Here is a 13,243-nt window from a genome sequence, read left to right on the forward strand (position 1 = left end):
TTCCTACATTACCTGATAAGAAGAAATTAACGTATGCAGGCCCCTATGTTCAAGGACTAAATTCACTATTTTCCAATTATTTAGTTATGAGTTAAGTATAAAAGTAATCTTACTTAACCTAGGTGGTTATATAACATACACTTTAGTTTTATTTCGAAGAAACTAAAGTGTTTAAATACATGCGTTTAGAGCTAACTATTTACAATTTTAACGCATTGAGAATAAATAGTACATAAGGGTATGTTATACGTAATTTAGCTAGGAACACATCATACTTAAATGACAACTTCTGTAATCTTAACTTTACGCGGATAATTAATTAATAGCTATCAAGTGCTATGTGCAGACCTTAATGTATGATATGAGCATTTGCAGTAATCATTTATCTGCGCTTTAAATCCTAGACGCATAGTCTTGTATAGCACTCGTATGCAGGACTATATTCATAAGTGCCACAACTTAAAGGTGTGGTAGGCCATTAAGTTTTCTCTTCAAAGTGATAGTGCTAATTTACAATTCATCATGATTAAAGCCCCTACTGCTTGAAGTATCCTTAAAGAGGAACTGATATCAAAAAGCATTTGTAGTCATTGTAACCTTTAGGCTGATCACCGTACTGCCAACACGGTGTAATATGAGTCAGTAATTATAAATACTAAGACTGTTAGATAAATATATGAAAATTATATAACTCCGCTTAACTCATTTTTCTAAACTTAGTTTTATCACCTACTACGTAGATAATCTAGTACTTGGCGTATTAGCCTTTTTATATACGATAAAGTAAATACTCCAATGTCATATAAATTAGTAAGGAGTTTCAATCTTTCTTAGTATATATATTCTCACTATAAAGAACACATCATACTTATTTTAATTATAATGTAAGTATAATCACCGAGTGCTGTTAATTATTAATTTAGACAAAGCAAAGTGCATGTAATAATATAAGACTAGTAAGATGTGTTCTTTGAGGTGTGTAATGGTAACTAAAGTACAAATTAGAAGTCAGTTTGATTTAATGAACGAATTAACTTTGAGGTTGATTGAAGAACTAAAAGAGTGTGAATTCTCCAAAGCGGAATATTATCAATTACCTGATGTAAGTAGTTTCGATGAGAGTAAAGTTCCAGAATCTATACTTGTTTCTAAAATCACTGGAGTACCTGCTCAAAAATCAATCCTAAACTCTTTTTCAGACATGTATAAAAAATCAGGATTAAGCAGTCGTGTTTTAAAAAGGCACCCTGGTTTGCTCGTTATTAAAAATGCAGATAAACAAGCTTTAAATAATCGTATAGCTCAAGTAAATAAAGCTAAAGCTACGTTTAAAGAATGTATTTTAGCTATTGATAGCAACGATGCTCGATTTGAAGCAGTTCACAATGCTATACCAAATTTAATAACGCTTGCTGCGTATCGTAAAATTCATAGTGAAAGCGAATCGCCATTTTCGGTTAGGTTTACTTGGATGCACAAACACGCAACTAAAACGCTGACTAAAAAAATGGCTCTCGAAATGCTCGACAAATCGGCCAGTTATCGAAATCCAAGAATGATAGATCAACAAAAATGGCAATCACTTGTAGCTCAAGAACAATTACGGGTTGCTAGTTTAGGCGAAAAGGAAAAACTTAGAATTCGCCGCCCTACTCGAGTGAGTCCACAGGTAAATGTGAGATATACGGCGCAAAATCGCTATCATGTGAGTGCTGCATTACCCTTTATTCTGATTAATCCAGAACCAGACGTAAAATTAGGTATATTACCTGATTATCAAAAACCCGAAACTCACCCTCGTAAGCGCGAGTATGATTTTTTGGTTGATAGGTTATATTTAGAACAGGTTGAGCGGTAGTCATTATGTTAAAAAGGCCACATAGTGTGGCCTTTTTAGTTATGCGTACAGTATTTAAAATAACGGTTATTATTTTTCTACTATTTCTTCAATTTTATCTTCATCAATCAGCACGGCATTTTCAACAATGCGTTTACCGCCTTGGATTTCAATGCGTTTATTGTGTTTGTTCAATGTAAGTATTTCATCGCAAAACTGATCAGACGGGTGCATTTCGTATGTGTAATCGATAATGTTACCGGTTTTGTCATCTTTAACGTTTGTAATGCTGTATTCTGATATTGCACCTTTTTCAATCAAATCTTTCATTGTGGTGGTCATATCACGACGAAGTGCTTTTAATTTATTTTCGGTAATATCATCAGTTGAATAAATAGATCCGTATTTTTCCATAATAGAAAGTAATCTAAAATGGTACGTTTTACCTGGTGCTGCATAACGCCAAAGGTGATACAAACGAAGCATCATCCAACGCGATAATCCACGTTTTAATTCTTGTGCGCTATTAAAGTAATACCCTTTGTATTCAAGGTTATCAATCATGTTATGAACAAATGCATTTAAACAGGCGACGCATTTTACATTGCCACCCTGACCTTTTTTGCCACTAAAATGCAGTGACGATAAAAAGTTCATGTTTGACTCGTAAAACGAATCATCTATATCAGAATTTTTAGTATCTGTTGCCGAATATTTAAATGAAAGTTTAGAACCTTGCAATGCTTCAAGTGACTCTTTTATTGCAGGATATGGCATTGACTGCCCTACCGCTTTGAGCTCTTGTGCTAATTCGTTCATAGAAAAAACAACCGCGTATTGAATACCGGATTTAAAATTAATTTTAACTATTTTGCCTTTAGAAGCTAAACGAATAAGTGCTCGCTCTACTTTTTCTTCTCTATCTGATGGCCAAACAAGGTATTCAACATCTTCGCCATCTTTGCGTGTACTTACAACAGCTGGCGTTATTTTTATTTCGCCATCGTACAAAATACCATCTACTTTTTCAGATATTTTACGCGTAATAATTGTTTTTTTAGGCGCTTCTTCAAGTGGCAATTTTTTATAGCCCGAGCGAACAAAGCGTCCCCACAAATCATAGTGATTAAACGTGTTTGAATATGCACGTAATCCATGTGCTGCATTTTCAATAGAAATTCGCACGTCTTTGTTGTCTGTAAATAGTGCTAAACTTTCGTTATCTATTGCACTTTCCACCCCGTGGATTTGGCCCCTAAGTGTATCGGGCAAGTTATCTACCGAGATGTTGACCTTTCGGCTCATTGTTCTTATTTCCATTTTTATTGCGACAGCTAATAACAACACATTAAGCAACAAAAGTTAAATGTTTAAGTTAGTATAAAAGTGATCTGACTTTAAATAAAACGTTTGGATCACTATTATACTAAGTGATGTACATTACTTACGATTTCAGATCATATTTATACTAACTGGACTATCACAAATCTAATTTTTACTAACTCAGCTGTTATTTTGTCCATTACAATGGCTTAATTTTAAAATTAAGCACGACAAATACACCAAAAAATATATTCCCCTGTGGATAAAGCCTTATCGAGTTAGAATAGATCTGATCTGTACCAAGTACAGATCAGATCTATACTAATTAAAAGCGTATTTTTATGTTGCGACTAGTGTATAACTTTATAATTTACTTAGTAAAAAACTGATCTGCAGGGCTCTTTTTGTTCATAACTTCATGCGTAACCTGTGCATAACTCTATATTTAAAATAGACCTTAGTAAAAAGCTGATCCGCAGGTAGATAAAGATCTGATCTTAACCAAGTATAAACCTGATCTGCTTTTTTAAACATTATTCATATAAATCATAATTTTATGTGCTAATTTTACACCCTTAACCTTTATTACCTTATATATTTAACCACCTTTAAACTTCTTTATTTATACTAAGCAATATTAAAGGTGTAAAAATATTTTTAGATGTCTTGTTTTTAAAATGCATGTCGTCTTAAATAGTTGTTTACAGCTATTTGAATGGACATTATACTAACTGCCTAACTTTGAGGAAGAAAGTATGTCTATCAACAATAACGCATTAAGTACCTATCGGCTTTTGAAAGCCACAGCTGAAGTTGCTGAAAAATCATTAGAAGGACGTATTCAGCACTACCGTGCCCATCTTAAATCAGAAGAAAAAGAATTAAGAACGTATACACAAAAAGCAGCTGCTGATTTATTAGGTTGTAATAATCGTACTTTAAAAAGACGTCATGATAATGGTGACTTCGATGATTTAAACATAAAACGCGGTGCTAACGGTCACTATGCTTACACATTAGTAAATATTTTTGCTATGGCCGATATTATGGACATTAAACCAGATCATCGTACTGGTGATGACAAACTGCAAGTTATTGTAATTAATTCTCTCAAAGGCGGCTGCGGTAAAACTACCAGTATGGTTAATATAGCGGCAGCGCTTGCAACTACAAATATTAAACGTTATCGCATTGGTATTATAGATTTAGACCCACAAGGCTCTTCTTCAAGCTTTTTTCCTTCAAGTGAGCACGACCCGATTACTGTTGGTGATTTAATGCGTGATTGCATAGATTTAGACGAGGGTGAAACATGGCCTGAATTTGTGTCTAACTCATTTTTACCAACGCATATCCCAAATATTCGTGTATTACCATCGGGTATGGATGACTTTTACTTTGAGCACGAAACGGCAACATTGCTCAAAGATACCTCAAATTATGAGCAAACTCGCCATTACCACAAGTTACTTGAGAAAGTAATTGATCCCGTTAAAGACGAGTTTGATATTATCTTAATTGATACAGCACCTACCCTTAACTTCATGTTTTATAATGCATTAATGGCCTCTACGGCGATGCTTATTCCTGTTCATCCGGAAGCTGTAGATTTTGATGCTAATAACAAATATTTAAAACGACTAGGTGAGATTTACCATACAGTTGCAGCACTTGGCCATGAGGGCTGGGACTTTATGCAATTTTTAGTGACCAACTATGTGAAAGGTAATCACTCACAGCGCGATATCGTCAAAGATGTTCGTAGTGCATTTGGTCGCCAAGTAATGAGCTACCCAATCAATCACAGCTCCGCGATTACCGCTAGTTCATCGTCTTTCAACACTATTTTTGATCAAAAAGCATCAGACAGCTTAGCAAGTCGTGAGTCATTAATGCGCGCTCAAGAAAATATTAAAGATGTGGTCGATGAGCTAGAAATGCTTATTCGTTCAAATTGGCAGTCAACTCAATCAACACTCAATACCCCTAAGTAAGGATGTTAAATAAAAATGGCTAAAAAACGTAAAAATGACACCCGCTTAGATCCATTTGCAACTGCTGTAGGCAGCAGTAGTCTTGATGCATTACTAGAACAAGCCAATGCTGGCGATGTAATTAGAATGCCTGCACCGAGTGACCCCGCTCGTCAAATTACGCTTGTTTGTAAAGTGATCGCACATGCTGATATTGAATCTACCACTGGTGTATATGGCAAAAATCGTCGTGTACAGGCACTTCTAAACGAAAAGTCAGTATCAGACATTCTTCCTGCAATTCGTGAGGATGGTCGAAATCAACATCCTGCCCTACTTTGGGATCAAGGTGACAAAAGTTTAGTTCTGGCAGGTTCACGTCGTCGTATGGCCTGTATTTTAGGTAACGCAGATTATTTAGTACTTAGTTCAAGCGATTTTACTGATCAAGATGCAAAAATTTTAGCGGTATCTTCAGATCAATACATTGCTCCTAGTTTATGGGAGCTTGGCCAAGCATACCAACAAACTAAAAATGAGCTTATTGAGCAAGGTAATAAAGGATCTTACAGAGAGATTGCCGCGGTAGAAGGTGTATCGCATACTGCAATTGCAGATGCAATTAAAGCTTATGAGCAAATTCCTGCTGATGTCATTGCGCTTTACCCTACTGCTAATCACGTAGGTCGCGAAGTCGCTAAAAAGCTTGTTAGCGCAAAGGAGCGAGACGAAGAGGCGTTTAATCAACTTGTTAGTGCCCTTGCTAGTGATGAAGAGTTAAATGCGATTACAAGCGACGACAAGCGTGCAATGGCGATCACTAGATGCCTAACTTCAGAGCCACAAGTAGCTGTTAAGCGCGAAGCTGTACTAGAAAATAACTTCATATCGGTACAACGCAATTTAAAAAGCGGTGATGTCTCTATCAAAATTGATAATAAAGTAATGACAGACAAGCGCTTAGAGCAATTAACTAAGTTATTAAGTGCCTTTAATTAGTTAGTTAAATAATGATCTGTCAGGCATATTTACTTAGTTAAATAGTGATCTGGCAGATTGTTTTGTTAGTAAAAATCTGATCTTTACTAGCCTATTTCCTCTTTAAATAATCATATTCCTTCTTCAAGATCACTTTTTTACTAACTAATCTCCTCTTTTTAGCTACATTCCTTCATTTATTATTATTGTTAGTAAAATCGTGATCTGTAATGCCTACTTTTATGTTTCTAACTATATGTAACTTCTACCATTGCAGTTGTTTTAAATATTATTTTGTAAAATTGGATGCTTATTTTTACTTACAAACCGATTTTTTACTAAGTTATCAGCTCCAACCAGTTTATATCTTGTTAATAGTGCTTTAGCTCAGAGCATATAAGGCATATACTGGCAGGATTATTTTTAAAATTTAATGCTTAGAGTGACATGTCTGCTAACTTATCAAAAAATGATTTAATGGCTATTTTTGAAGAAATTAAAAATGAGCAGGCTACCCAGTTTCCTCTGTCTGAACGCTTTATCAAAAAGCTTTTCCGTGAAAATGTTTTAGATAAAGGCAAAGAATATTACAAGAAAGGTCAAATCACTTGGCTAGAACACACCCCTAATTTTTCTGTAGTCGACTCTACTGTACAAGTGGATAATGGATCATCGTTTAACCAACGTATTGAGATCAGTAAAGTACCAACTGGCTATTCTGTTGATACGCATTGTACGTGTAATGCAAAAACTAAATGCCGACACTTAGCTGCTATTTTATTTAAGCTCAAAATAGAGCACTCTGGTGAATATGGCGAAGATTATTTTATTAATGATTGGTTTAGCGAATTAAGCGCACTTAAAAGTGGTGATCAAAACACGCCATCGCAAGTATTATTATTTGTATTAGATATTGAAAATAACAAAGTATTCTTAACACCTAAAATAGCGAATGTTGAGACTAAAAAGAATTACACGCTAGGTCGAAACCTGACTGAGCAGCAGTTAAATAGTTTTGTAACGCCGAGTGACTTACTCGAAAGTGATTTTAGATTATTTAGTTGGATACGCTCACAAAATGCAGTGGGAAGTATTGAGCTAAAAGGCCAGTGGGGTTTTAGTGCCTTACAACAGTTGATAGCTACAGAACGCCTGTTTTTCCAGCGTTCTCGAGTACCAATTAAAGCGCAATCTGGCCAAGCATTAAGTTTTAGTTGGGAGCAAGATAAAGATCTCTCACAATTAGTTATTAAGCTTGAGCAAACACAAAACTGGGCTTTATTAAAAACAACACCACCTACTTACCTCGATTTAGATCATTTAAAAGCGGGCCGTCTTCGCACCCCATTGAGTGCAGACGAAATAGCACATTTACAAACTATGCCTGCTTTGCATGACGCTAATTTTGATAGAATATACAAGCAGCTTGCCGATAACTTTGGTGCAGGTGTAATACCCCACCCTACTAATTTACAGCCAACATTGCCTAAAATCTCTAGTAATGCTGTTTTAAAAGTAACTATGGGCGATCAAGGTTTATCTCTTTCGTTGTTATTTAAGTATAAAAATAAAAACTATTTAGCAGGTGCAGCACCTGCAAGTACGATTAATAGTGCATTTGAAAATACTGTAACTAACGAACTAATTAACTTAGGATTTGAATTTTGTAAAGGGGGTTTACAAAGTGAACTGGTATTTACAAAGCAGTCTTCAATCCATTTGCATTGGCTAATATACGAAGTATTCCCTGGCTTTAAGCAACGTGGTTGGCAAGTAAGTGTAAGTAAAGTAACGAGTCCTAATCCGCAGTGTGAAGTTAGTTTACATGTACACCGCGCAGCAGGGCATCAAATGCACTGCAAAGTATTGCTATGTGATGCTAAAGCATCGCTGTTGTTTACTAATACTGACCCGCTATATCAGTCATTAAATCGCCAAAGTGAACTATTTTACTACTATCCGCTTGGTCGTGAATTTGGGGTTATCAATAAGTCAGCAATTAACTTATTAAATGAATTTAAAGAGCGTTTTGAATTTGTAAAAACACGAGACGAATTTAATATTCCGCTTTCGTATTTACCTGAATTAGTAAAGCACACTGCTATAAACGTAGAGCTTCACGACGATTCATTAGAGCTATACTTACAAGAGCTAAATAGTCCCGATAAAGCAATTACTAAGGTTTCATTACATGGCTTAAATGACTCAGTAACACTTCGTGAGTACCAACAGCAAGGTGTTGACTGGCTTAGCTTTTTAAAACGTCACCAATTAGGTGGTATTTTAGCTGATGACATGGGCCTGGGTAAAACCTTGCAAGTTATTGCATTTTTAGCCAGTACATTTAACCGCCCGCAAGCAGGCCCTACACTTATAGTGTGTCCAACTAGTTTGGTGAGTAACTGGGAAAACGAAATTATTAAGTTTGCTAAAAGCTTAAAAGTCACCACTATTTTTGGTTCAAATCGTAACGATCCTTTACAGCACTTAGCGCAAGCGCAGTGTATACTTACTACATATCCACTTTTAAAGCGTGATATTGCATATTATTCGCCATTATATTTTGAAAATATAATCCTCGACGAAGCACAATACATTAAAAACGATACCGCACAGGTTTCGCGATTAGTTAAACGCTTAAATGCCGACTTTAAACTTTGTTTAAGTGGTACTCCAATCGAGAATAATTTACTTGAGCTTAAATCGTTACTCGATTTTGCTATGCCATCGTTACTTGGGTCTCAAGCCCACTTTAAGCAGCACTTTCAAACGCCTATTGAGCGTGAAGCTGATATGGAGAGAGCTGAGCAGTTAAAAGCGTTAATTATGCCTTTTATAATGCGCCGCACTAAAGCACAAGTAGCGCAAGAGCTGCCTGAAAAAACAGAGCTAACTAAAGAGTTTGAGTTTGAGCCTAAGCAAAAAGAAATGTATCAAGGTATTACACGTTCATTAGAAGAGAAGCTAATAGACTTATTTGCCGAACAAGGCGCACAAAAAAGTAAACTTGCATTTTTAGAGGCACTTTTAAAGTTAAGGCAAATTTGTTGCCACCCTAAATTAATAGATCCAGACACTCAAGCAGGCTCTGCTAAGCTTGAATGGTTAACAACACACTTACCGCTTATGTTAAGTCTCGGTCGTAAAATTATTATATTTAGTCAGTTCACATCGGCACTTGATTTAATAGCCCAACGCCTCGAAGAAATAAACATTAACTTTAGTATGCTTACAGGCCAAACGCGCCACCGCGATAAAGTAATCGACGAGTTTACCAGTGGTAAAACATCAGTGTTTTTAATTAGCTTAAAAGCTGGCGGTACAGGCCTTAACCTTACACAAGCCGATACAGTTATTCACTTTGATCCATGGTGGAACCCTGCTGTAGAAAAACAAGCGACTGATAGAGCTTACCGTATTGGCCAAACTAACCCTGTATTTGTGTATAAGCTCATAATGAGTAATTCAATAGAGCAAAAAGTATTTAAAATGCAACAAGACAAACAGGCCCTTGTAGATGCGTTATTTACTGATAAATCAATGAGCTTTACAAAGTTTGATGAACAACAAATGTTATCGCTAATTAAAAACTAAATTGATTTAAAAAGTTTTGATCTTTTTATGAACTTAATTAAAAAGCGGACGTCTACTATTATGCTTGTTGGTTAATTGCAGTTAGCACAAGCATCATGTTGATTCCCCATTTAGTTACTAATTTTAGTAATGATTAAGCCAGCCCATTTTGAGTTGGCTTTTTTTATGCCTAAAATTTAGCGTTCGGCACTTATTTTAAAAGTTTTTACTTTTTTATGAACTTAATTAAAAAACGGACGTCTACTATTATGCTTGTTGATTAATTGCAGTTAATACAAGTTTTCATGTTGATTCCCCCCATTTAGTTACTAATTTTAGTAATGATTGAGCCAGCCCATTTTGAGTTGGCTTTTTTTATGCCTAAATTTAGCATTCAATTTTATTTTAAAAGTTTTGATCTTTTTATGAACTTAATTCAAAGAGCGGCGTCTACTATTATGCTTGTTGATTAATTGCAGTTAATACAGGTTTTATGTTGATTTCCCCCTATTTGATTACTAATTTTAGTAATGATTAAGCCAGTTCATTTTGAACTGGCTTTTTTTATGCGCATAATTTGATTTGTTTAAATCAACCCGAATAAAAATAAATGATCTTTCGTAAATTAATTTGAATTAATTATTTTGTTTTCCGGTCTACTCTAATGCCTGTTGTTATATAGCCTCACCCAGTAATATTAGTTATTTTGGTGATTATGTATTTAAGTTGCAGCTTACTCGGGCACATGTTGATTTTCCCTTTGATTACTTAATTTAGTAATATTTGACCAGCTTATTTTGAGCTGGTTTTTTTATGTCTGTAATTTCTTTGCTCCCCTACTTCTATTGCGTGTTATTGGTTATGATGGCATGTCTCTAAATTTTATAAGTTTATTTTATGCTCACTCAAGTACTCACTAATATTGATTGGCTAAGCGCCGGTGCTGGTGTTGCGTTAGGCGTTGTATTTTACGGCGTTGTATCAACACAGCTTCGCAAAAAGCTACATCTACAAATAAGCGAACAGCAGCAACAGCTTTCCCTATTACAAAATCAATTTGATAATAAAGAGCTGCAATATAGTGCCTTGCAAGAAGATCACGAACTGCTAGAACATACTCACCAAGAACAGCGCGATGAAGCCCAGCATTTTAAAACGCGTTTTAGCGAACAAGAAAAACAAAGCATTCAATACAATCACTTTTGGCGTAAAGCCGAAGGCGAGCTTGCAGCGCTTCGTGAGCAATATAATCAACGCGATGTTGAATATAATAATATGCGCACTACCCTCGAGCAAAAACAACAAAGCTTTACCGAGCAACTCGCGCAAATTGAGCAAAGTAAAAATATGCTCAAAAAAGAATTTGAAAACCTAGCCAATAAGATTCTAGAAGAAAAATCACAAAGCTTTAAAACCTTAAATCAAGAAAGCATTGAACAATTATTAAAACCGGTTCAAGGCGAGTTAAAAGGCTTTAGAGAAAAAATGGAATCAATACATGTTGAAGACATAAAACAACGAACCGCGCTTAAAACCGAGCTATTGCATTTGCAAGCTAAAAGCCAAGCTATAACAGATCAAGCCGACAAGCTCAGCAACGCGTTACAAGGGCAAAAGAAAACCCAAGGTAATTGGGGCGAACTCATGCTCGAAAACGTCTTAGATAGCGCTGGCTTACGTGCTGGCGTTGATTATAAGCGCGAAGTGTCGTTTAACACTGAAGATGGCCGCTTACGCCCTGATGTAGTTGTTTACTTACCACAAGGCCGCCACTTAGTCATTGATGCTAAAACATCATTAAATGCTTATACACGCTATGTGAACGCTGAAAATGAGCTAGATGCTAATCAAGCAATTAAAGAGCATGTAAACGCCGTTACAGCACGTATTAATGAGCTTGCGAGTAAATCGTACGACCGTTTACCAGGGCTTAATTCGCCTGAAGTTGTGGTTATGTTTGTACCAATAGAATCAGCTTTTGTAGAAGCACTTAAATATCAAAGTGATATTTACCAACAAGCAATCGAAAAAAATATACTGGTAGCTACACCTACTACCCTGCTTACTAGTTTAAATATTGTTAAACAGCTTTGGCGTTTTGAAGAGCAAACCAAATACTCAAAAGAGCTGGCAAATCGGGCTGAGCGTTTTTATAACAAGCTCAATGGTTTTTTATTAAGTATGGAAGGCGTTGGTAAGCAGCTTGATAAAGCGAAAGAAAGTTACGACAAAGCGTTCTCGCAATTATACCGCGGTAAAGGTAATTTAATTAAACAAGCATCAGAGTTTAAAGAGCTTGGTGTATCGGTACAAAAAGAGTTACCTAGTGAGAGCGTTGAACGTGCGCAGCTAGAGCTTGATTAGATTTATTAAGTGTTTTCAATTAAGTATGTTAAATAATGTACGTTAGAAACCAGAGGTGTTTATGAATAATAAGATTATAGGTATTGTTTTAATAGTTATAGGTATCGCTTTAATTATGTGGGGATATGACGTTTATGATGCGGCGGCTTCGCAGTTAAGCCGCGCATTTAGTGGTGATACACCAATAGAAGCATGGGCGGGTATTATTGGCGGCGCCATCTGTGTGTTAATTGGTATTAAAAAGTTAAAGTGATATTTTTATTCATCACTTTAACATTAAGGATAATTTTTAACGTTAATTCAAATTACAATGGACATGCTATAAAATCATATCTTCATCGTTAGTTTGTTTGAACTAATTTTCTGATGCTCTTCTGAAATAGGAGAGCTGTTACAACAATTGTATTGAACAATTATTTCATTACTTTCAATCTTGAAATGCTTATTTAAATCAAGCGATGTTAAATAAATTTGTCCTGGTTCAAGTTTTAGGTAATCGTCAGGAAATTTAGATGCGCGTAGCTTTAAATATTTTATTCTTGGTATTTTTGTTCCCGCCTGATCATAAATATCGAGGCAAGCGAGAGTGTATCTTTGATTTTTGAATACATGCATGTGATCTATAAAACATACTTTGTCATATTTATTCGTGAAACTTATCAACAAGTCATTTGTTGTAGCATCTTGTTCAAGTATTACTTCAATCACTTTTTTGCCTCAAGGCATCTATAAATCATCAGATGTAATCTGTTCTATAATTTTATGGTAGTCAATAATCTGACTGATCTAATAATTCACGTAAAGTACTATCAGGTAGACATTGCCCTTTTAGCCAATGACTATTTAGCAAATAGATTAAAGAACTTAAACGCTCTGATTTACGTTTAACTTGTGCAATGAGCTCATCAGCCTCTTTTTGTTTTTTCTCTAAACGCTCAATAATAACGGTATGGTTTAGCTCATCATTAGATTTTTTTAGCGTTGTAATTTCATCGATTGAAAACCCTAAACTTTGTGAAAACTTAATGCGTTTTAACTCATCTACACTGCCTAATGTGTATTGCCTGTAACCATTGTTATTGCGAATACTCGGTTTTAGTAACCCTTTGCTTTCGTAAAAGCGAATAGTACTGGCGGGTATATTGGTAAGTTTTGCAAGTTCGCCTATTTTCATAACTAATAATAACTCCACTTT

The 13,243-nt window shown here is 35.4% G+C and carries 9 protein-coding genes; 6 read left to right on the top strand and 3 right to left on the bottom strand.

Annotated elements, in window-relative coordinates:
• Nucleotides 1-982: 982 nt before the first annotated feature.
• A complete protein-coding gene (locus I6F54_RS01650) occupies nt 983-1,858 on the top strand; it encodes a DNA replication terminus site-binding protein (RefSeq protein WP_197139431.1) in 876 nt (291 codons plus the stop codon).
• 69 nt (nt 1,859-1,927) lie between these two features.
• On the opposite strand, the gene I6F54_RS01655 is transcribed toward I6F54_RS01650, so the two are convergent.
• On the bottom strand, nt 1,928-3,142 hold the full coding sequence (locus I6F54_RS01655) for a hypothetical protein (protein ID WP_024591590.1): 1,215 nt from the start codon (nt 3,140-3,142) through the stop codon (nt 1,928-1,930).
• Between the two features lie 773 nt (nt 3,143-3,915).
• Between I6F54_RS01655 and I6F54_RS01660 the strand changes: the two genes are divergently transcribed.
• From I6F54_RS01660 to I6F54_RS01680, 5 genes are all read left to right on the top strand, one after another.
• Nucleotides 3,916-5,154 (top strand): AAA family ATPase, encoded by a 1,239-nt coding sequence (locus tag I6F54_RS01660; protein ID WP_007583176.1) that lies wholly within the window; start codon nt 3,916-3,918, stop codon nt 5,152-5,154.
• A gap of 15 nt (nt 5,155-5,169) precedes the next feature.
• A complete protein-coding gene (locus I6F54_RS01665; protein WP_197139432.1) occupies nt 5,170-6,132 on the top strand; it encodes a transcriptional regulator in 963 nt (320 codons plus the stop codon).
• Between the two features lie 426 nt (nt 6,133-6,558).
• Nucleotides 6,559-9,705, top strand: a complete 3,147-nt coding sequence (locus I6F54_RS01670; RefSeq protein WP_197139433.1) for a DEAD/DEAH box helicase — start codon at nt 6,559-6,561, stop codon at nt 9,703-9,705.
• An 876-nt stretch (nt 9,706-10,581) separates the two neighbouring features.
• On the top strand, nt 10,582-12,048 hold the full coding sequence (gene rmuC, locus I6F54_RS01675) for a DNA recombination protein RmuC (protein ID WP_007583680.1): 1,467 nt from the start codon (nt 10,582-10,584) through the stop codon (nt 12,046-12,048).
• A 61-nt stretch (nt 12,049-12,109) separates the two neighbouring features.
• Nucleotides 12,110-12,301, top strand: a complete 192-nt coding sequence (locus I6F54_RS01680) for a DUF3185 family protein (protein WP_007583678.1) — start codon at nt 12,110-12,112, stop codon at nt 12,299-12,301.
• A gap of 74 nt (nt 12,302-12,375) precedes the next feature.
• On the opposite strand, the gene I6F54_RS01685 is transcribed toward I6F54_RS01680, so the two are convergent.
• The gene (locus I6F54_RS01685) at nt 12,376-12,756 is read right to left on the bottom strand and encodes a hypothetical protein (RefSeq protein WP_165727941.1); all 381 of its coding nucleotides are present in this window, start codon (nt 12,754-12,756) and stop codon (nt 12,376-12,378) included.
• A 61-nt stretch (nt 12,757-12,817) separates the two neighbouring features.
• The gene (locus I6F54_RS01690) at nt 12,818-13,222 is read right to left on the bottom strand and encodes a MerR family transcriptional regulator (protein WP_165727940.1); all 405 of its coding nucleotides are present in this window, start codon (nt 13,220-13,222) and stop codon (nt 12,818-12,820) included.
• Nucleotides 13,223-13,243 lie beyond the last annotated feature (21 nt).

The sequence above is a fragment of the Pseudoalteromonas sp. SWXJZ10B genome (assembly GCF_015864475.1).
Classification (GTDB): Bacteria; Pseudomonadota; Gammaproteobacteria; order Enterobacterales; family Alteromonadaceae; genus Pseudoalteromonas; species Pseudoalteromonas arctica.

What these genes read in the sequence shown, in the direction of transcription:
- I6F54_RS01650 (WP_197139431.1), top strand. Translation starts at nt 983, where the DNA reads ATGGTAACTAAAGTACAAATTAGAAGTCAGTTTGATTTAATGAACGAA.
- I6F54_RS01655 (WP_024591590.1), bottom strand. Translation starts at nt 3,142, where the DNA reads ATGAGCCGAAAGGTCAACATCTCGGTAGATAACTTGCCCGATACACTT.
- I6F54_RS01660 (WP_007583176.1), top strand. Translation starts at nt 3,916, where the DNA reads ATGTCTATCAACAATAACGCATTAAGTACCTATCGGCTTTTGAAAGCC.
- I6F54_RS01665 (WP_197139432.1), top strand. Translation starts at nt 5,170, where the DNA reads ATGGCTAAAAAACGTAAAAATGACACCCGCTTAGATCCATTTGCAACT.
- I6F54_RS01670 (WP_197139433.1), top strand. Translation starts at nt 6,559, where the DNA reads ATGTCTGCTAACTTATCAAAAAATGATTTAATGGCTATTTTTGAAGAA.
- rmuC (WP_007583680.1), top strand. Translation starts at nt 10,582, where the DNA reads ATGCTCACTCAAGTACTCACTAATATTGATTGGCTAAGCGCCGGTGCT.
- I6F54_RS01680 (WP_007583678.1), top strand. Translation starts at nt 12,110, where the DNA reads ATGAATAATAAGATTATAGGTATTGTTTTAATAGTTATAGGTATCGCT.
- I6F54_RS01690 (WP_165727940.1), bottom strand. Translation starts at nt 13,222, where the DNA reads ATGAAAATAGGCGAACTTGCAAAACTTACCAATATACCCGCCAGTACT.